The organism is Enterococcus sp. DIV1420a, assembly GCF_051712165.1.
GTDB lineage: Bacteria > Bacillota > Bacilli > Lactobacillales > Enterococcaceae > Enterococcus > Enterococcus faecalis.
The window spans coordinates 842,286-864,149 of the sequence record NZ_JBIOOI010000002.1 but is presented as its reverse complement, the minus strand read 5'-3'; the positions used below and the strand labels follow the sequence as shown (position 1 = coordinate 864,149).

Annotated in this window: 14 protein-coding genes; 1 reads left to right on the top strand and 13 read right to left on the bottom strand. The window is 35.5% G+C overall.

Going from position 1 to position 21,864, the window contains the following annotated elements; translation table 11 throughout:
- Positions 1-112 precede the first annotated feature (112 nt).
- The 7 genes from nifJ to IGI80_RS15470 all read right to left on the bottom strand — a co-directional run bounded on the left by nifJ (position 113) and on the right by IGI80_RS15470 (position 10,101).
- Positions 113-3,844, bottom strand: a complete 3,732-nt coding sequence (gene nifJ / locus IGI80_RS15500) for a pyruvate:ferredoxin (flavodoxin) oxidoreductase (protein ID WP_438724146.1) — start codon at positions 3,842-3,844, stop codon at positions 113-115.
- Between the two features lie 257 nt (positions 3,845-4,101).
- On the bottom strand, positions 4,102-5,442 hold the full coding sequence (gene glnA / locus IGI80_RS15495; RefSeq protein WP_113794343.1) for a type I glutamate--ammonia ligase: 1,341 nt from the start codon (positions 5,440-5,442) through the stop codon (positions 4,102-4,104).
- A 42-nt stretch (positions 5,443-5,484) separates the two neighbouring features.
- Positions 5,485-5,868 (bottom strand): MerR family transcriptional regulator, encoded by a 384-nt coding sequence (locus tag IGI80_RS15490; RefSeq protein ID WP_002388239.1) that lies wholly within the window; start codon positions 5,866-5,868, stop codon positions 5,485-5,487.
- Positions 5,869-6,070: 202 nt separating this feature from the next.
- Positions 6,071-7,312, bottom strand: a complete 1,242-nt coding sequence (gene hflX / locus IGI80_RS15485) for a GTPase HflX (protein ID WP_438724266.1) — start codon at positions 7,310-7,312, stop codon at positions 6,071-6,073.
- 3 nt (positions 7,313-7,315) lie between these two features.
- Positions 7,316-8,245, bottom strand: coding sequence for a tRNA (adenosine(37)-N6)-dimethylallyltransferase MiaA (gene miaA / locus IGI80_RS15480; RefSeq protein ID WP_438724145.1), 930 nt, complete (start codon positions 8,243-8,245; stop codon positions 7,316-7,318).
- Positions 8,246-8,992, bottom strand: a complete 747-nt coding sequence (locus tag IGI80_RS15475) for a glycerophosphodiester phosphodiesterase (protein ID WP_438724144.1) — start codon at positions 8,990-8,992, stop codon at positions 8,246-8,248.
- 158 nt (positions 8,993-9,150) lie between these two features.
- Positions 9,151-10,101 (bottom strand): GDP-mannose 4,6-dehydratase, encoded by a 951-nt coding sequence (locus tag IGI80_RS15470; protein ID WP_438724143.1) that lies wholly within the window; start codon positions 10,099-10,101, stop codon positions 9,151-9,153.
- A gap of 211 nt (positions 10,102-10,312) precedes the next feature.
- On the opposite strand from IGI80_RS15470, the gene IGI80_RS15465 reads away from it, so the two are divergent.
- Positions 10,313-11,860 (top strand): oligosaccharide flippase family protein, encoded by a 1,548-nt coding sequence (locus tag IGI80_RS15465; protein WP_002411414.1) that lies wholly within the window; start codon positions 10,313-10,315, stop codon positions 11,858-11,860.
- Positions 11,861-12,257: 397 nt separating this feature from the next.
- Here IGI80_RS15465 and IGI80_RS15460 read toward each other — a convergent pair whose 3' ends face one another.
- The 6 genes from IGI80_RS15460 to IGI80_RS15435 form a co-directional block, all read right to left on the bottom strand.
- Complete coding sequence (locus tag IGI80_RS15460; RefSeq protein ID WP_129193845.1) at positions 12,258-13,148, bottom strand: hypothetical protein; 891 nt, start codon at positions 13,146-13,148, stop codon at positions 12,258-12,260.
- The gene (locus IGI80_RS15455; RefSeq protein ID WP_002411416.1) at positions 13,145-14,605 is read right to left on the bottom strand and encodes an O-antigen polysaccharide polymerase Wzy family protein; all 1,461 of its coding nucleotides are present in this window, start codon (positions 14,603-14,605) and stop codon (positions 13,145-13,147) included. The genes IGI80_RS15460 and IGI80_RS15455 overlap by 4 nt, the downstream gene beginning before the upstream one ends.
- A gap of 27 nt (positions 14,606-14,632) precedes the next feature.
- The gene (locus tag IGI80_RS15450; protein ID WP_438724142.1) at positions 14,633-15,610 is read right to left on the bottom strand and encodes a glycosyltransferase family 2 protein; all 978 of its coding nucleotides are present in this window, start codon (positions 15,608-15,610) and stop codon (positions 14,633-14,635) included.
- Between the two features lies 1 nt (position 15,611).
- Complete coding sequence (locus tag IGI80_RS15445) at positions 15,612-16,670, bottom strand: NAD-dependent epimerase/dehydratase family protein (protein WP_438724141.1); 1,059 nt, start codon at positions 16,668-16,670, stop codon at positions 15,612-15,614.
- A gap of 12 nt (positions 16,671-16,682) precedes the next feature.
- A complete protein-coding gene (locus tag IGI80_RS15440) occupies positions 16,683-17,387 on the bottom strand; it encodes an IspD/TarI family cytidylyltransferase (RefSeq protein WP_002378508.1) in 705 nt (234 codons plus the stop codon).
- Positions 17,388-17,942: 555 nt separating this feature from the next.
- The gene (locus tag IGI80_RS15435) at positions 17,943-21,602 is read right to left on the bottom strand and encodes a GW domain-containing glycosaminoglycan-binding protein (RefSeq protein WP_438724140.1); all 3,660 of its coding nucleotides are present in this window, start codon (positions 21,600-21,602) and stop codon (positions 17,943-17,945) included.
- Between the last annotated feature and the right edge of the window lie 262 nt (positions 21,603-21,864).

The following is a 21,864-nucleotide window of genomic DNA, read 5'->3' as shown; positions in this document are numbered from 1 at the left end:
AAAAAATTTAGGAACTTTTTCAAATAACTTGAAATTTTTCATCAAAAAATCGCATTTCTAACTAAAAAACGTGTCCAAGCAAAAAGCTCAGACACGTTTTTTTGATTTCTATTTAATCTTGCTCACGTTGTTTTCTCTTGGCTGCTAGTTCAGCGCGACGGGCAGCCCTTCTTGCTTCCACTTCCGGATCAACTACGCGTTCTTTTTTCACTCGTGGCTTCTCGTTCTCTGGCGCAGTTATTTCTGGTTCACTTTGTTTTTCAAGTTTTGCTCGAATTTTTTCTTCTTGACCAGCTAAACGAGCATAATTATAGAACCGTCTCTTAGCATCATTAATTGTTTTATTAAATAACAATTCCGCTGTATCTGGTTGACTAGATTCTAAGGACGCAAAGCGAACTTGTTTGCGCATAAACTCTTTCATTAATGAAAAATCTGGTTTTTTAAAATCCAATGTCATTGGTTCTTTGCCCTTTTCTCGCAATAATGGATTATAGCGATATAAAGACCAGTAACCTGAATGAACTGCGTCTTTCGCTTCTTTCAACGTTTGACTCATCCCACCTGCTAAACCATGTGTAATACATGGTGTATAAGCAATAATAATCGATGGTCCAGGGAATTTTTCTGCTTCTTCAAAAGCTTTAATCGTCTGCATTTGGTTTGCACCTGAGGCAATTTGAGCGACATAGACATTTTCATAAGTCATTGCCATCATCCCTAAATCTTTTTTAGAGGCATACTTCCCACTGGCAGCAAATTTCGCAATCGCTGATGCAGGAGTTGCTTTGGAAGTTTGGCCACCTGTATTGGAATAGACTTCATTATCTAGAACTAACATATTTACATCCGCGCCACTGGCTAACACGTGGTCAATCCCGCCGTAGCCAATATCGTAAGCCCAGCCGTCCCCACCAATCATCCACTGACTTGGTTTTACAAAAAGATCTTGATCGTCATAAATTGCTTCCAATAAAGGTTGATTCGTTTTTTCTTCAAGCAAAGCTGCACGTAATTTAGCTGCACGTTGTTGCGTACCTTCACTTTCGGACAGATGTGCTATCCAATCTTCCATCAATAAACGTAAAGAATCACTGGCTACAGAAAAAGCTTTGGTCATTTTACTAGCTAAACGTTCGCGACGCGCTTGCGTTGCTAACAACATGCCGTAACCAAACTCGGCATTATCCTCTAAAAGAGAATTTGACCAAGCTGGACCTTGTCCTTGTTCATTAGTGGTGTATGGTGTCACACCCGCTGCAGCACCCCAAATCGATGAGCAACCTGTTGCATTAGCAATCAGCATTCGGTCACCAAACATTTGCGTCAATAATTTAACATAAGGCGTTTCGCCGCAACCAGAACAAGCACCAGAAAACTCTAATAAAGGTTTATTAAATTGCGAACCTAAAACAGTATTCGGTTTTGCTGGGTTTTCCTTTTGACGTAACGTCATAGCAAACGCCCAATTCATAGCCTGCTCTTTTTCTTCTTCATAAGGTTTCATTACTAAGGCTTTGCCTTTAGCTGGACAGGCTTCAACACAAAGTCCACAGCCAGTACAATCTTTGACTGAGACTTGGATACGATATTTCAAGCCGTCGGCACCACGTAGATCACGCACAATGAATCCTTCTGGCGCTTCAGTCATTTCTTCTTCATCGGCTAAGAATGGTCGTATCGCCGCATGAGGACATACAAAGGCACACTCATTACACATAGTACATCGATCGCTAATCCACTCAGGTACTTCTAATGCAACTCCACGTTTTTCAACTGCCGCAGTTCCCAAAGGCATCCGCCCATCTGTCATCCCATTTTTCGCTAGTGTCGCAACAGATAACGCATTGCCTTCTTGACGATTAATCGGTTCAACAATTTCATGAACAAAATCACTAACATTTTCTGAACGTTTTCGCGGTTGAACTTCAAGCGTTCTCCACTCTGCTGGAACAGTTACCTGATGCAACAATTCAACGGTCTTATCGATTGCTTGAATATTTTTTTCGACAACTTTCATGGACTTATGACCATAACTTTTCAGTGCTTCTTCTTTTAAAATTGGCAACACTTGCTCAAAAGGCATGATTTCCGCTAATTTGAAGAAAGCTGTTTCCATTGCGGTATTAATTCGCCCGCCTAGTCCGACTTCACTAGCTAATTTCACTGCATTGATTGTATAAAACTGAATCTCATTTTCAGCTAGATACCGTTTTAATTGATTTGGTAAAAATCGTGCTAGTTGTTCATCATTCCAAAGGGTATTTAAGAGGAAAGTCCCGCCTTTTTTTAACCCTTTTACTAAATCATAGGTATGCAAATAAGCGGCTGTATGACAGGCCACAAAATCAGAATGTTCAATGAGGTACGTTGAGCGAATGGGTGTCTCGCCAAAGCGTAAATGAGAAACGGTCAACCCACCTGATTTTTTTGAATCATAATAGAAAAAGCCTTGTGCATACTTGTCTGTATGATCACCGATAATCTTAATTGCTGACTTGTTCGCCCCTACTGTCCCATCAGAACCAAAGCCCCAAAATTTAGCTTGATAGGTTTTCGGATTCGTCAAATCAAGTGGTTTGCCAACTTCTAATGAAGTATAAGTTAAATCATCATCAATCCCAATTGTAAAACGCTTCTTCATGGCAGAACGTTCTTTCATTAATTCATCAAAAACCGCAACAATTTGATTTGGCAGCACATCTTTAGAACCTAAACCATAGCGCCCACCAATAATTGTTGGGCGAATGTCCGCTTCATACATCGCACTTTGGACATCCAATAATAACGGTTCGCCACCAGCACCGGGCTCTTTCGTCCGATCCAAGACAGCAATTGCTTTAACTGATTGTGGTATTTTTTCAAGAAATGTTTCAACTGGAAATGGCCGATAAAGATGGACATTAAGAAAGCCAACTTTTCTTCCTTGTTGTTGTAAATAATCAACAGTCTGTTCAATTGTTTGTGCAACTGAACCCATCGTAACGATCACTTCTTCTGCATCTTCTGCGCCATAATACGTCACCAAATCATAATTGGTTCCCCGTAACCGGTTAATTTCTGTCATATATTTTTGAACAATACCAGGTAATTTTTCATAATAAGGATTTATTGTTTCTCGTTGTTGAAAGTGAATATCTGGATTTTGGTTCATTCCACTAACGGAAGGGTGATTCGGATTCATGCTCCGACGACGGAATTCGGCTAATTTCTCTTGATTTACTAAGGGTGCTAATTCTTCATAGTCAAGAACTGCCACTTTTTGAATTTCATGACTTGTTCTAAAGCCATCAAAAAAGTTCATAAATGGAACACTCGCTTCAATCGAAGCCAAGTGAGCCACTGGTGCCAAATCCATCACTTCTTGCACACTGCTTTCTGACAACATAGCAAAGCCTGTTTGGCGCGCGGCCATTACGTCTCCTTGATCACCAAAAATATTTAAAGCATTTGTGGTTAAAGCTCGGCTCGCCACATGAAAAACAGATGGTAATAGTTCTCCAGCTATTTTGTACATATTAGGAATCATTAAAAGTAACCCTTGTGAAGCCGTATAGGTCGTGGTAAGCGCGCCGGTTTTTAAAGAGCCATGGACCACGCCGGCAGCACCAGCTTCCGATTGCATTTCGACTACTTTCACAGGTTGACCAAAGATATTTTTCTTACCTTCGGCCGACCACTGATCAACAAGTTCAGCCATCGTTGAACTTGGTGTTATTGGATAAATGGCTGCTAATTCTGTAAAGGCGTAGGAAATATAAGCTGCTGCAGCATTCCCATCCATTGTTTTCATTTTCCGCATGTTTTTCTCATCCTTTATATCTAAAAAATAGAATAGTTGCACGCATATTCTTGTTTATTATAGCGGAATTTCACAAATTATGAAAGATTTTGTCAATTTTTTTGCTTAAAAATAAAAGAGAAATTGAGAAAAACCCCCTTTTTCCCCTATAAAAAAACTATTTCACTGAATTAAAATTACTTTATTTTGTGAAATAGAAATTATCTATTCATTCACAAACTAAAGAACGAAAGAGGAAAATAAGCGTTTCGACTTATCTTCCTCTTTCTAAACATTAAGATTATTAAAAGTAACGGCTTTTAGTACAACTCCAAATATTGTTCTCTTTCCCATTCAGAAACGGTTTGACGGAAGGCTGCCCATTCCATTCGTTTTGCTTCTACAAAATTGGCAAAAATGTGGCGACCTAATGCATCAATCATTACTTGATCTTTACGTAATTCTTTGATGGCATTGTGTAAGGTTGATGGCAAATCTTCAATTTGTGCATGTTGACGTTCTTCCTCATTCATCACATAAATGTTACGATCAACCGCTGGCGGTGGCGTAAGTTCATTACGGATACCATCCAAACCTGCTTGTAATAAGACTGCCATTGTTAAATACGGATTCGCTGAAGGATCGACAGAACGTAATTCTAAACGAGTCGATAAACCACGAGATTCAGGAACTCGAATGAGTGGTGAACGATTTCTGCCGCTCCAAGCTACATAAACAGGTGCTTCATAACCTGGTACCAAGCGTTTATAAGAGTTCACTGTTGGGTTACATACCGCAGTATAGGCACGGGCATGTTTTAATAAACCACCTAAGAAATGATACGCAGTTTGGCTTAAGCCCATCTCTCCTGACTCGTCAAAAAAAACATTACCTTCTTCATTAAATAATGACATATTGCAGTGCATACCAGAACCATTAATTCCAAACAAAGGTTTTGGCATAAATGTTGCATGCAAGCCATGTTTGCGCGCAATAGTTTTCACAACTAATTTGAACGTTTGAATATTGTCACAAGCATCAACTACATCCGCATATTTAAAGTCAATTTCATGTTGACCAGGTGCTACTTCATGATGCGAAGCTTCCACTTCAAAGCCTAAACTTTCTAACTCTAAAACAATATCACGGCGACAATTTTCACCTAAATCGGTTGGCGCAAAATCAAAATAGCCACCTTTATCATTCAAGTCAGTGGTAATTTCACCATTCTCATCTAATTTAAATAGGAAAAATTCTGGTTCTGGTCCTAAGTTAAAAGAAGTAAAGCCTAATTCTTTCATATCTGCTAAGGCACGTTTTAAATTACCGCGGGGATCTCCGGCAAAAGGGGTACCATCAGGATTGTAAATATCACAAATTAAGCGCGCAACTTTTCCATGGTCGCTTTCCCACGGAAAAATCATCCATGTAGATAGATCAGGGTATAAATACATGTCACTTTCTTCGATACGAACGAATCCTTCAATGGATGACCCATCAAACATCATTTTATTATCTAATACTTTATCTAGCTGACTCACAGGAACTTCAACATTTTTAATTGTTCCCATAATGTCGGTAAACATTAGTCGTAAAAAACGTACGTTTTCTTCTTCTGCAATATGTTTAATCTCTTCTGCCGTTTTGGCTTTTCTTGTCATCGGTCTGATCCCCATCCTTCATTTTTATTGGCTGCTGAAACGTTAAAGCCTTGGTACATTCGATTGGAACGGATTTTGCTGAGTAAGTCCTCCTTGCGAAAGGATTTCGTCGTATAAAATCTGACGAACATCTGCATCGGTTAACGGACGAGTTGCCTCGGCGGTGTTTTTTTGTTCCTCTAATTTCATTTCATACACACGCTTAATCCCTGCCATGTTCAATCCATCAGATAAATAATCTTTAATTTCTAACAAAACATCAATATCATTTAAAGAATACATGCGTCGGTTGCCCTCACTACGTTCTGGATGAATCAATCCCTGTTCTTCATAGTAGCGAATTTGTCGAGCGGTCAAATCCGTTAGTTTCATAACTGTACCAATTGGAAAAACTGACATGGAACGGCGTAACTCTTTTTCTCTCATCTCCATCCTCCTCTCTTAGTTATTTCTTAGAATAACAATAGAATGACAAATTGTCAAGAACTTATGTTAGATTTTCTAACATAAAACAAAAAACCTGATAAATATGGACTTTTCCATCTTTTCACGGCTGATTTTCTCCTACTAATCAAAAAAATAGAAATGATTTGTTTTTACAAATCATTTCTAATCAACTTACCATTTTTTATTCTTTTTCGGATTCAACCAACCATTTAGACTCTTTTTTCGCAAAGCCTTTCACGATATACCGATTTTCATTTTCAGCATATTCTTCTGAAATCATTAGTGTCATCCGGCGAAGTTCACTTAATAGTTGTCCGTCAGTTGGACTAATTTCTAATTGATAAGGCTCGAGTAATTCCATCATTTGGGCACGGATAGCTTGAACCAGTCGTTCTTTATCTTCAGGAATTTTAGTTGAGATCAATACATTGGGAAATAATGTTGGCACAAATTCTTTGCTGTCCACTTGATCTCTTTTATTATAAACCGTCAAGCACGGAATATTTTCCAACTCTAGTTCTTTCATCAATGTTTGAACCGTGCGTTCATGTTGTAACCGATCTGGCGCACTTGCATCCACCACATGGAGCAGTAAATCCATCGTCCGACTTTCTTCCAATGTCGACTGAAAGGCTTCAATCAGTTGTGTTGGTAAATCTTGAATGAAGCCAACCGTATCGGTCAGAGTAACTTCCATGCCTTGAGGCAATTGCCATTTTTTGGTTAAAGGATCTAACGTTGCAAACAATTGATCCTCTGAATAAGTTCCTGCTGTTGTCAATATGTTGAGAATTGTTGATTTGCCAGCATTGGTATAACCAATCAAGCCAATTTGAAATAGTTCTGAATTTTGTCTTTTCTGGCGGCTTCGTTCACGATGAGCAGTGACTTCTTTTAACTCACGACGGATGCCTAAGATTTTATTCCGAATGTGTCGGCGGTCCGACTCTAATTTCGTTTCACCAGGCCCACGCGTCCCAATACCTCCTCCAAGTCGGGACAACTGTTTTCCTTGACCAGCCAAGCGAGGCAATAAATAATCCAATTGTGCTAATTCAACTTGTAACTTTCCTTCTTTGGAGCGCGCACGCAAAGCAAAGATATCCAAAATTAATTGTACACGATCAATTACTCGCACAGCTAACGCTTCAGATAACAGTTGATTTTGGCGCGGTGTGAGCTCATGATTAAAAATCACAAGATCCGCTTCATAGGCATCTGTTAATTGAATTAATTCTTCCAATTTCCCCTTACCGATTACGGTTTGTCGATCGACTTGTGGTCGTTTTTGTGTTAAAACAAACACCACTTCTCCATTAGCGGTTTCCGTTAAATTCGCCAGTTCCTCCATTGATGCAGAAAATGTCTGATAATTTTTTTCCGTTTCAACTCCTACTAGAATCACTTTTTCATGAGTGGTCATCACCTACTCACTCTCCTTCTGTTGTAGCCATTCCGCTACTTCTTTTTCCAACTTGGGCAAATCTGTTGGCTGCTGAACCAAATCCCACCAATGCGCAGCCATTCGATTTCTAAACCAAGTCAATTGACGTTTGGCATATCGCCGCGATTGCTGTTTGACTGTTTCAACCGCCATCTCTAATGATTGTTCACCGGAAAAATACGGAAAAAATTCTTTATAGCCAATGCCTTGAGCTGCTTGTGCATGTGGTTGCTGAAACATCTGTTTTGCTTCTTCCAACAGTCCTTTTGTCATCATTTGATCCACCCGCTGATTAATACGCTCATACAATAAAGCGCGATCTGTTTCCAAACCTAATAAATAATAATCATAGAGACGAGCTGGTTTTTCCTTCGGGGTCAAAATACTATAACCTGTTTTATCAAAGACCTCTAACGCACGAATCACTTTTTTGCGATTATTAAAATGAATGCTGTTAGCCGCTAGAGGATCCTTTTGTTGTAATAACTGCCATAAAGCTTGATTCCCTTTTTCTTCCGCAAATAAATTGTACGTTTCTCTAATTTCAGGCGAGTCATCTATCTCACGACTTCCTAGTTGAAAATCATAAAGGAGTGATTGAATATACAAACCTGTTCCTCCAACGATAATTGGTAGTTTCCCTTTTTCAGTAATTTCTTTGATTTTTTGACGACCCTCTTTCTGAAAATCAGCAGCAGAATATGTTTCGCTGACTTCACGGCAATCAATTAAATGGTGAGGAATCTCTTCTTTTTCTGTTTCTGTGACTTTAGCGGTGCCAATGTCTAACGAGCGATAAACTTGCATGGAGTCACCGCTAATAATTTCACCATTAAATTTTTTTGCTAAAGCAATACTTAATGCTGTTTTCCCCACCGCAGTGGGTCCTACAATAACTAATACTTTCTCCAATTATGTTTCTCCTTCTTCTTGCCAATTTTGACGAGCAAATTTTGCTTCTTCAGGAAAATCCGTATGAACACCCGCCAATTTTAGCTGAAAACAATTTTCCATTTCTTCCATCCGATTAACAGTCCACGGCCGCAGCGGTTTGCCAATTGTGATAAGTTCTTTTTCATGAGCCAACATCCAAGACATTTTTGGATGTAAACTATCGACAAGCGCGAATGCCGGTCCTGCTTGACTTAAATCCTCTGCAGATTCATAAATAAAGGCAATTTCTGTCTTAGGATCAGCTTTTTTTAATTTAACTAAACTTGGAAAATAAAAACTGGAATATAAATAACGAAACGGCCAGTTTTTTTGATTCATTTGTTGGACGACTTTTTTCTCAATTCCTTCATAATGGATAATATCCGTTTTAAGTTCAATATTCAAAAAACCATTGAATTGTTCTTCTACAAGACAATTTAAAACATCTTCCAATGTTGGAACACATTGAACAGAAGGATTTTTCTGAAACCAGCTTCCAGCGTCTAGTTGTTTTAATTCGTTTAATGTTAACTGTTGGATTTCACCATGACCATCTGTCGTACGATCCACCGTTTCATCATGCATAACGATTAAATAACCATCTTTAGATAGGTGAACGTCTAATTCAATTCCTTCAGCACCAACACGAACAGCCTCTCTGAAAGCAATACACGTATTTTCAGGATGGGTGCCCTTACTTCCTCGATGTGCAATAATATCTGTCATGCTCTCACTCCAATCTTGTTTATTGTACCATTGGAGTGAGGTGGGTTCAAATATGGGAAAAAGAAAAGAAAGAGCAAGACATCAATCAAAGCGACTGATGATGTCCCACTCTCTAAGTCTTATAAACAATTTAGTCTCAAATCCGTCTTTTTATTCTCTTAATCTTTTAGTTCATAATTAACATATTTATCCAAACCAGATTGAATACTATATTTCGGTTTATAACCAATGGCACGTAATTTAGATATATCCGCTAAGGAATCTTTGATGTCCCCAGCTCGTGCTTCTTTGTATTCAACTGGCAAAGTGACTTTCATAATATCATTTAAAGAAGAAATTAACTCATTTAAATCGGTTGCTTTCCCTGTTCCGACATTATACACTTCCCCAAGTGATTGGTCAGAATGAGCGACAAGATTCAACGCTTGAACCACGTCCTCAACAAAGACAAAATCACGGGATTGTTTTCCATCGCCAAAGATATTGAATGTCACTTCTTGATTGGCTAATAAGCGTTTGTAAGAGTCCATCACAATCGAAATAACGCCAGAATAAGGCGAATTAGGATTTTGGTTTGGCCCATAAACGTTAAAGAAGCGAACAGCGCTTGTTGGAACATCATATAAATGACAATAGTTTAAAACATATTTTTCAGAAGCAAATTTATCCACTGCATAAGGCGTTAATGGACGAATTACTGATTCTTCCTGTTTTGGTAAAGTTGGCTCATCACCATAAACCGCTGCAGAAGAAGCAAACACCAAACGTTTTAAATCTTTCTGGTATTTCCGAATTAATTCCAGTAATTGTAACACACTCTCAAAATTCACTTGGTGTGTTTCCACTGGACGTGCTACCGAATCTGCTACACTAGCAATCGCTGCTAAGTGAAAAATGTAATCGAACTGATACTCTTGCAGTACTTTTTCCATTAATTGTTGATCAATCACGCTACCTTCAATGAACGTGATATTTTCAGATGTGTTTAAATTTTCAGTTTGGCCCATTGATAAATCATCAATGACCACAACTTGATTGTCTTTACTATAATAATTTGCTAAGGTTGAGCCGATAAAGCCGGCACCGCCTGTGATTAGGAATGATTCCACTTTTGTCCCTACTTTCTAAAATGATTAATTTATTGTATTTTATCATATTTTTAACCATAAAACATCGTTCCTTAACGAATAACAATTATTAATATATTACGAAAAAATCTCTTAGAGAATTGATATTCTTTCTTCATTAAGTTATGATTGCAACTGAATAAAGTTTTTATTTATCTTAGTAGAACCATTTTAATAAGGAGAACAGAACATTATGCAAAAAAAATCACGTTTAGAATATTCTATTATTAATTCTAGCATCTCAACAATAATATTTATTTTGACCATAGGAATTCAGTTTATTTCTAGAACGATATTCATTCGCTTTTTAGGAATTGAATACTTAGGACTAAACGGCTTATTTACAAATATACTTAGTATGTTGTCATTAGCCGAATTAGGTGTTGGAACCTCAATCATTTTCTCATTATACAAACCATTGCAACAAGAGGATACTGCAACAATTAAAGCTTTAATGCATCTATATAAAAAAATATACAATATAATCGGTATAGCAATAGGTATCATAGGTTGTTTACTCATTCCTTTTTTACCTGTGATAGTCGGTAAAGATGTAGGTATCCCGAATATTCAGCTTTTATATTTATTATTTTTAGCCAACTCCGTTTTCAGCTATTTCTTTACTTATAACCGCTCATTGCTTAATGCAGATCAGCTTGGATACCTCAATGTGATTAACACGTTTGCTTATTTAGTTGTCGCTACAGTTATTCAGGTGTTCGTATTATACACAACGGGCAATTACGCACTTTATTTACTTATTCAAATTATTTGTACAGTAATTTCAAACATTGATATTTCTCTGCGAGTAAAAAAAAGATACAAACACGTATTTCAATATCAAGAAATAAAAAAATTGGATAGAGAAACTATTAAGATTTTAAAACAAAATACCATTGGAAATCTTTCTAATAAAATTGGTTCTGTCGTTGTTTTGAGTACAGATAATATCTTAATTTCCATATTTGTTAATTTAGCTGCAGTAGGGCGTTACTCCAACTATGTGTTAATTGTAAATAGTATTAAAGGTATTTTCAACCAGTTTACTAATTCTATAACAGCCAGCATTGGAAGCGTAGCCGTCTCAGATGACAGAGAAAATGGTCGTGAAATATTTTTTAGACACTATTTTATAAATTTTATTCTGATTTATTTTGCAACGATTGTTATGTTCTTATCTATACAACCATTCATATCTTGGTGGGTAGGCTCTTCTTACCAACTAGATAATTTCATTTTCACTTTAATCATCTTAAACTTTGTTATTGGCGTTTTTAGAAATTCTGCGCAAGTATTCATAGCTGCATATGGTTTAGCTTGGATTCAAAGATGGAAATCTGTTGTGGAGTCCATTTTAAACATCGTATTTTCTTTAATTTTCTTATTAATTTTCGATATGGGTATCGCTGGAGTTATTTTAGCCACTATCTTATCTTCTCTAACCTCAGTTTCTTGGTATGAACCTTATGTAGTCTTAAAATATGGTATTCATGATAGATTTGGCAAGTATTTGTTTGTCACTTTAAAGTATTGCATAGCCTTAGGATTAGGTATTCTAGCTACTTATCCATTATTTAGTTTGATATCTGCTACAACTCTTTTAAGTATTATATTGAGATCTTTAGCTGGAATTGTTATTGGAGCAATAGTCTTCGTTATTTTATTTTATCGCACAGCTGAATTTAAATTTGTAATAAGTATTTTTAACAGCCTTATCACTAAGCTCAAAAAAAGGCATTAATACGTTTTATTTATTATATGATGAAAAAAAGCTTTTTGTTAAATGTTAGTAAATAAATATTGTAGAATCGTATCAAGAGGTCGGGACAGAAGTGTTTAACTGCGAGAAATAAGAAGGAATTTTCGAAAATTGTTCTTTAATTTTTGGAGAATTTCGGCTTATTTCCGAAAGAGTTGCTTCTGCTCCCGCTCTTTATCAATTTTTAAGCCTGGGACAAAAATCACTTTGGATTTTTGTCCCAGGCTCATTTTTACAACTCATCAACCCTTATTAACAAAGAGCAAAAAAAACACCCCTATATTCGTTTGTGTTACAGGAGTGTCTTTTTATTTTAAATAATTTCTTAGATTTTAAACATGATAATAATGTGTACAAAATTCAATAGATTTTTGCTAAATTATCCTCTTTCTGAATCTTCTTCATCCTTGTCTAAACTAAAAGTTTTATCTATTAATAAGCTTTGAATGGCAAGCATACTCTTGCCGCGTTCAATACTTGTTAATTCTGGATCCGAAACTAATATTAAAAATTTTTCTTTATCTCTATACGTCCATAAAAAACGATTATTATCAAAAAAATCAATTTGTTTAATCATTTTTTCTTCCGCTGAATCGATAAAATTAGGTCCGTATAAAAAATTTACAGATGAATCTTTATCTAAATCATTATAATTTTTATTTAATGAATTGGATACTTTTTTATTCCACCAATCTAAAATCGATAAATTAGCCTTATTCCAAGACTCTGGGTCTTCAAATAAATAAACTCCTTCTTTTATTGAAGTCCCATCCATTCTTGTTCCTACATTAAAAACTACAGAACTAGTTAAACCAGATAGCTCTGCAACGTTGTTCTCATTATAGTCTAAAAATTTTATATCATATTTATTAAAATAACTAATGATATCACTTGTTCTTATAACTTCAAAATCGTCTCGGACAGCTTCTACTTCAGAAGAATCAATTTTAGTTGTCCCCACAGCAATACGATTCTTTTCATCCTTAATTCCTAAATAAAAATCTGTATCTTTAATGGAATCCATTTGGTATCGAATATGAAAATTCTGATCTTTATCGACTTTAACTTTGCCTGCTTTCCTGTTTATGTTAGCTTCTAAAGTACCTGGTTCACCATTCAAAAATTGTCCTTTGATTTCTACAACACCGTTGCCATCTGCTACAAATTCCTTTTGAGTGAAATGAATAATTGGATATTTTGCTTTACTACATCCACTCAATAAAATACTTACTGTAATAACTGTTAGAATTGTCCCAATTATTTTTTTCATTTACGACTTACCTTCCTTAACCTCTCCAACTTAGCAAGTAAAAATGAACTGCCAAAACATATAATCATTGGTGCAATAAATGTTGGTTTCATAATAAATTGTAACCAGCTAGTAGCATCACTACGTGGAATAAACAAAATATTAGAAATACAAATCAATGCAATCGTAGATAAAAGTAAATTGTTTCTTTTAAAACTTACTACAAGAAAAATCAAAATAATTCCTAATAAAATACTAGCTATAAAAACCCCTATATATCCGTAATCTGCAAATATTTCTAACAGATAAGAAGAACCATTTCCATTTCCAGCTAAATACTCATCTTTACGATAAACATATGCCAAATTATGTGCCAAACTATTACTAATCATGCCTTTTTCCGGACTATTAGTGCTAGGCAATCCGATACCATTGAATAGCTTTTGACCAATAAATCCATACTTAAAAGAATCAATAAAACTTCCAAATGTATAATTTTTTACATCAATAAATGGTAGTTTGTCCAAAAAATCATGCCCAAATATAATTGTATCAAAAGAGGTTCCTTGTTTGAAGAAAAAATCAACAATTAATGAAAAAAATCCGTTTGTTTCAATTGAAGAATTTGCTCTAATATAGTTAAATGCCCCCATCAATACAATCATTAAAGGTGTCGCTAGAATAATTACAATTTTTTCAAATTTACTTATCCATTTTTGAGAATCTTGTAAATAGTCTCTAATAATAAAATAAAGTAACGCAAAGATAATTTTTAAAATTAACGGGCCTCGCTGTCCCATTAAAAAAGTTGGAAAAGAGCTTATCACATAACTTCCTAATACCACGTAACTAATGCCTTTTTTGGGCATACAAGCTAAATAAATGCACACAACATAAGGCATCATTAAACCTAATACTTGCACATATGTTGGCAAGTTCGAAGAAAAAGATGCATAGAACTCTTCATATGACGTACTACGTACAAATATTAGTTTTTCCATATCACCATAAACACTTACAATCAATGTTATGAAATAAAAGACTAAACTAAATTTCATTAAATATATTCGATAAGTAGGATACTTTTGTTTTTCCAGCTTAGAATCAAAATCTTTAAGTCCAAACCTTTGAAATAACATCGCACCTATTAAGATGCCAATTAAAGTTAGATACAGAACATTCATCGCAAAATTTGATCCTGAATACCCCCAATGCCACCAAATTCTATTACGAAAGAAACTAATAAATGGACGACTTAATAAGAAGACAAAAATAGTAATATTAAAAAAGAAAAAAACTGATTTTTGTCCGAAATTTTTAAATGAATAAACCAAATTGCCTGTCCAAAAAAACATTACACCAAATAGTTGCCAATTGTACAACATCTTAGCTTTACCATAGAAAAAAAGAATAATCGATACAATTATACAGATGGTTTGAGTAATTGTATATATATCCAGTTTAAGCTTTTTTTTCATAATATTCTCCTAACAACTTTTTAAATTTTAACTATTCTTTTTATTATTTGCTTCTTGTAATTTAGGGAAACAAGAATACGCACACTTACTAAATTGTAGAGCACACATGGCTATCTTTCTAGCCTTAGTAAAATATTTATTTTTCATAATGAACAGAAAATTCTTCCTCAAAAAAGAAATAACCTCTTTTTGAATTATTTTTTCTTCTTCCGTTAACTGACTAGTAACCATTTTATCTAAAACAATAAAATTTGCCCAACATACACGTGTATGAACAACATTAGATAATTCAGGATACCGGTCTAAGATATATTTTTCATTTTCTTTCCAAACATTGATTGTATCTAAATCTTTCTTAGAAAAAAGATTGGTTGAAATACTATTGGCACGGTGAAAATAATAATATTTTTGTTGCGTATCAATAACAATTTTCTCTGTATGCTCTAGAATAGATAAAATAACTGCACCGTCTTCTGTAATCATGCCTACAGGGTATCGGATATCTTCAAAAATTTCTTTTTTATATAACTTATTCACGGCATGAACAGATACAACTTTAGCTTCTAAAATCATTTTCATTGCTGCTACTTTATCTAGTACTATATATTGCTGTTGTTTTTCTACAGGCTCTTTCCCCTCATAGACATCATAAATACCACATATTGATAAATCGGCATCTTCTTTTACGATATTTGTATATAATAATTCATACATATCATCTGCAATGTAATCATCACTGTCTACGAAACCTAAATACTCACCTGTCGCTATTTCAATTCCAGCATTACGAGCATCGCTCAGTCCTCCATTTTCTTTATGGATAACTTTTACCCGTTCATCTTGTTTAGCAAACTGATCACACATTGCTCCAGAACTGTCTGGAGAGCCATCGTCTACAAGAATCAATTCAAAGTCAGTAAATGTTTGAGCTAAAATAGAGCGTACACATTTTTCTAAATATTTTTCTACATTGTATACAGGAACAATAATACTAATTTTGGGCATATCAATTTCCGCTACTTTCTAAAATTTTAATTGTATGTTTTAATGGTTCTTCCATACTGTCGTACAATGGACGCCAACCTAATGCGTAGATTTTTTGATTGTCTAGTAGTGCTTTTGTTGCTTTAGAAAATCCTTGTTTTTCTTGGGCGGTGGCTTCTCCATGAATCACTTTTGTTCCAGCCACATTGGCTAATGTTTCCGCAAAAGTACGTAACGTAATATCGCAATGTTCGTTTGAAACATTGTAAGCTTCCCCTTTTTGCCCTTTAACTAATAAAAACAGAAGAGCAGATACAATATCTGCAACATATGCATAAGAATATAGTTGGGTCCCTGCACTTTTTAACACAATGTTTTCTTTATTGACTGCATTCATAATAAATTGAGAAGAAGCTTTACTATCCGAAAGTAACATCGTAGGCCCGAAAGTACGACTAATTCTTGGAATAACAACATCAATACCATATTTCTGAATATAGGCTTGACATAATGATTCACTTGCTCGTTTTCCTTCTGGATAACCGGCCCGTAGCGTGTTACAGTCAATATAGCCGCAATAGTCTTCCGTAAATTTATCAAGATCTCCACGATTTTCTCCATAGATTTCAACAGTTGATAAAAATAACACTTTTTCACTATTCGCTTTGACCGCATAATCTAAAATATGCTGCGTACCAGCAATATTGGTCATAATCGTTCCAATTGGATCACTGGCATATGATTTAGGATGTGTATTACTAGCACAATGCAACACATAGTCACAAGCTTCTGCTACCTGAATTTCTTCTATGACATCTCCGATAACTATATGGAATAACGGATCTTCTAGATAACTAGTAAATCGCTCTTCTAAACGCGACAATGTTCGTCCCATCGCCCAGATCGAAATATTCGCATTTCTCGTTTTATTTTGGTACATAAGCACATCAATTAAAAAGGTCCCAATCATGCCTGAAGCACCAGTTATAAAAACAGATTTATTAGTTACTTTCGTCCAATCTGGTGTCTTCTCTAAAACTCGTTCAACGTCTGATAAATAATTATCGTCTGTAAATAACATGGTATCCCTCCACTACTCTTCTTTCATTTTCAAGAAGCCTTTAAATAACTGTAAGTCATCTTGTGTAGTTAACTTAATGTTTTTATCTGAGCCTAAAGCAAAATACAATGTTTCGCCTAAATCCACCATCATAGTATTCGTGTATGACGATTCAGAAATACCAATATTCTCACGGAATGCTTTTTCGTAAGCCCAAGTTAATTTTTCAAATTTATAGGCTTGTGGTGTTGACACGCGACGTAATGTTTCACGATTAATATATTGTCGAGTTGTTTCCTCAGTTTCTTTTACAAAAATTTGTTCATTATATGGCAACGAAGTCACTGCATTGCCGTATTCTTGACACTTAACAATTACATCAGATAAAACTAATTCATCAACTAATGGACGAATTCCGTCATGGATAACAATAGTATCTTCTGGGTTTGAATGTTCTTTTAAGAAATTAACCCCATTATTAATTGATTCTTGACCAGAATTTCCTCCTGGAATAATCCATTGTAATTTGTCAATATGGTACTCTTTTGCATAGGCATCTAGTGTTTGTTCCCAACCTTTTTTACACACAACTAAGATTCGATCAATGAGTGGATGCTTTTGAAAAGATTCCAATGTGTAGATAATTATCGGTTTTTCCTCTACCATAATAAATTGTTTAGGAATCTCCTGCCCCATTCGTTTACCGACCCCACCGGCAATAATTAAAGCTGTAATCATTTGATACAAAATCCTTTCTCTAACTAGTCAACCACTAGTTTTATTTCAATTTTGTTTAACTTATATATTCATCAACACAGCCAAAACTGCATTCAATCTTTTACATTTTCTCATAACTAACAGTAAGTTTCAATAATTTATCGTAGACCTTAATCGAACTGTAAATATTTTTGTTCGTTATTTTAATACAAAAATTACGGACAAACGATAAAAACTCTATACTTTTTGATTTACAAAAAACATCTCAAAACTCTGTAGAATTCAAATAGTAGAACTCAAGCCGTATTTAGAAGTGAGTAAAAATAGGCTTAAATGCCATTTGTCACGGATACAAGTATTTCAGAAAATACTATTTTTTATTCAAATACGTTAAATAGACCATAACCATATGTTTGATAAAAAAATAATTTCATAATAAGAATCACTTAATAAAAAATGAAGAAGCCAGAGGGTTTTCTCCTCTGACTTTTACGATGTTTCACTATTTTTATTTACCAATACTATTTGACAAAGAACCTCGATAGATTGTTTGTTCGTTACCTTTATAAACTTATTCTATATTTTAAAGGCGCGGCTATCCAACCAACCGATTGTTTGTCCATTTATTTGAAATTGATAAGCCGTAACACCTGTTGATAGTTTAGCGGATTGAATGATCTGCACATTTTGATTTGCATATAGAGAGCCTAAGCCTATTTTCTCTCCATCTTCTGCTGTATTATTTGGTTTTGTATATAATCCATGCTTCGATGAAACTGCTACATCGCCTATTTTGGCTTTGCGACTCATTTTACTATACGTGGCTTTATCTAATGTAGCTGTAAATGCTCGTTTGTCCATCCAGCCTGCATCTTTTCCACCTACTGTAAAATGGAGTAACTCTGTCCGGCTTGTTTTGGCATATCCTATGATATGAACACTTTGGTTCGCATATTTATCTCCCATACCGATATTAACGATCCCAGGAGCTGTATTCATAATTCCATTAAACACGCCATGTTTTCCTGATTCAGCTGCTGGTTTTACTTTTGCCATGTAATCATAGCTTTTTTCATCTAGCAGCTCATCATACACATTGCTGAAGGCACGGCTGTCCAACCAGCCAATTGTTTGTCCATTTATTTGAAATTGATAAGCCGTAACACCTGTTGATAGTTTAGCGGATTGAATAATCTGCACGTTTTGATTCGCATATAGAGAGCCTAAACCTATTTTCTCTCCATCTTCTGCTGTATTATTTGGTTTTGTATATAATCCATGCTTCGATGAAACTGCTACATCGCCTATTTTGGCTTTGCGACTCATTTTACTATACGTGGCTTTATCTAATGTAGCTGTAAATGCTCGTTTGTCCATCCAGCCTGCATCTTTTCCACCTACTGTAAAATGGAGTAACTCTGTCCGGCTTGTTTTGGCATATCCTATTATATGAACACTTTGGTTCGCATATTTATCTCCCATACCGATATTAACGATCCCAGGAGCTGTATTCATAATTCCATTAAACACGCCATGTTTTCCTGATTCAGCTGCTGGTTTTACTTTTGCCATGTAATCATAGCTTTTTTCATCTAGCAGCTCATCATACACATTGCTGAAGGCACGGCTGTCCAACCAGCCAATTGTTTGTCCATTTATTTGAAATTGATAAGCCGTAACACCTGTTGATAGTTTAGCGGATTGAATAATCTGCACGTTTTGATTCGCATATAGAGAGCCTAAACCTATTTTTTCTCCATCTTCTGCTGTATTATTTGGTTTTGTATATAATCCATGCTTCGATGAAGCTACTGCATCGCCTATTTTGGCTTTGCGACTCATTTTACTATACGTGGCTTTATCTAATGTAGCTGTAAATGCTCGTTTGTCCATCCAGCCTGCATCTTTTCCACCTACTGTAAAATGGAGTAACTCTGTCCGGCTTGTTTTGGCATATCCTATTATATGAACACTTTGGTTCGCATATTTATCTCCCATACCGATATTAACGATCCCAGGAGCTGTATTCATAATTCCATTAAACACGCCATGTTTTCCTGATTCAGCTGCTGGTTTTACTTTTGCCATGTAATCATAGCTTTTTTCATCTAGCAGCTCATCATACACATTGCTGAAGGCACGGCTGTCCAACCAGCCAATTGTTTGTCCATTTATTTGAAATTGATAAGCCGTAACACCTGTTGATAGTTTAGCGGATTGAATAATCTGCACGTTTTGATTCGCATATAGAGAGCCTAAACCTATTTTTTCTCCATCTTCTGCTGTATTATTTGGTTTTGTATATAATCCATGCTTCGATGAAGCTACTGCATCGCCTATTTTGGCTTTGCGACTCGTTTTACTATACGTGGCTTTATCTAGCGTAGCTGTGAATGCTCGTTTGTCCATCCAGCCTGCATCTTTTCCACCTACTGTAAAATGGAGTAACTCTGTCCGGCTTGTTTTGGCATATCCTATGATATGAACACTTTGGTTCGCATATTTATCTCCCATACCGATATTAACGATTCCGGGAGCTGTATTCATAATTCCATTAAACACACCATGTTTTCCTGATTCAGCTGCTGGTTTTACTTTTGCCATGTAATCATAGCTTTTTTCATCTAGCAGCTCATCATACACATTGCTGAAGGCACGGCTGTCCAACCACCCGATTGTTTGTCCATTTATTTGAAATTGATAAGCCGTAACACCTGTTGATAGTTTAGCGGATTGAATGATCTGCACATTTTGATTTGCATATAGAGAGCCTAAACCTATTTTTTCTCCATCTTCTGCTGTGTTATTTGGTTTTGTATATAATCCATGCTTCGATGAAACTGCTACATCGCCTATTTTGGCTCCACGACTCATTTTACTATATGTGGCTTTATCTAGTGTAGCTGTGAATGCTCGTTTGTCCATCCAGCCTGCATCTTTTCCACCTACTGTAAAATGGAGTAACTCTGTCCGGCTTGTTTTGGCATATCCTATGATATGAACGCTTTGGTTCGCATATTTATCTCCCATACCGATATTAACGATTCCAGGAGCTGTATTCATAATCCCATTAAACACGCCGTGTTTTCCTGATTCAGCTGCTGGTTTTACCCTTGCCGTGTAATCATATTGTTTTTCATCTAAAATTACATCATACTGTTTTCCACCACTAGATGTAAATCGTCCAGTGTAATCAGCATTAATATCAAACACACCTACGCCGATATCAACACCTGGAATCGTTAATAAAGAAGACCATTGCCATGCCGCATAACCTTCATTTTTGTGCCATAACTGATCTGCAGTCGGTTCAAAAGGATACTGAGCAATCCAAATATTTTCAGTCCCTAGTTGTGTAGGCGATAAAACTCCTTCTGTAAACCAGGCTGCCATTGAATAATGTAATACATTCGTAAAGCCTCTTGCTTTTAATTGATTGGCAAAAGCAATTGAATTAGCTGTCAATTGTCCATTATTCATGCTACCTTCTTCTGCATCATTAATCATTAAAGTGTCTTTTGATAATCCAGTATTAATTGCTGTATCGGCAAAGTAGTTTGCTTCTTTTATTGCCTGATCTTTTGTTGTAAAGTGACTATAGTGATAGGCGGATACTTTTATTCCCACTGCATTTGCATTTTGAACTTGTGCAAATCTTTCTGGATTTTGATAAGTTGTCGCTTCGGTCATTTTAACGACCACTCCGCCTATTCCATAACTTTTCATAGTTTGATAATTTGCTACACTTAAACTACCATTCCAAGAAGATACATCGATAAAGTTTTTAGGCGGACGATTTGCCTCTGTTATGCTAATAGGATCACCGTAGGCATATGCGGATCTTTTTCTTCTCGTTCCTTTCATTCCTGATCCCATAGGTTTGTTCATATCCTCTGTTATTACGATTTCGTCTTCATCTTTCTTATTAGCTTCTGAAGAACTAGTCGTTTCCGAAGTTTCTTCAGCATCTGTTGATTGCCTAGTGTCTGTAGCACCACTCGTGTCCAAACTATTTTTTGTTTCCGAAGGAACTGATGATAAGGTGCTAGAAGAACTTTCTGTCGAAGTTTCCTCACTAGATGACGTAGAGTTTAGTGTTTCTGCTGTATCCGCAGAAATTACTTCTTCTGCACTTTCACTACTTGATGCATCGATTGCATACACTATTGATGAACTAGGAACCAATGTTGTCAGCATTAGCATTGTAATAACAGATATTTTATTTATTCTCTTCATTATTTATTTAACCCTTCTTTTTACGTATTCTTTACAATTAATCCTCATTTAATTATAGTATGTAAATTTTACTTGAAACCAACAATTTTTTACTTTTCAAATTGAAATTTCTCAAAACTGATTAGAATGAGCACTAGTTTCAAATAATTTTCTAATAAATTTTAGCTTACGTCAAGAAAATCTTGCTAACTTTTTTTTACTATTTTATTTCTAAACTTTATCTTTTTATTACATTGATTGTGTTATTTATTTTTTTACAACA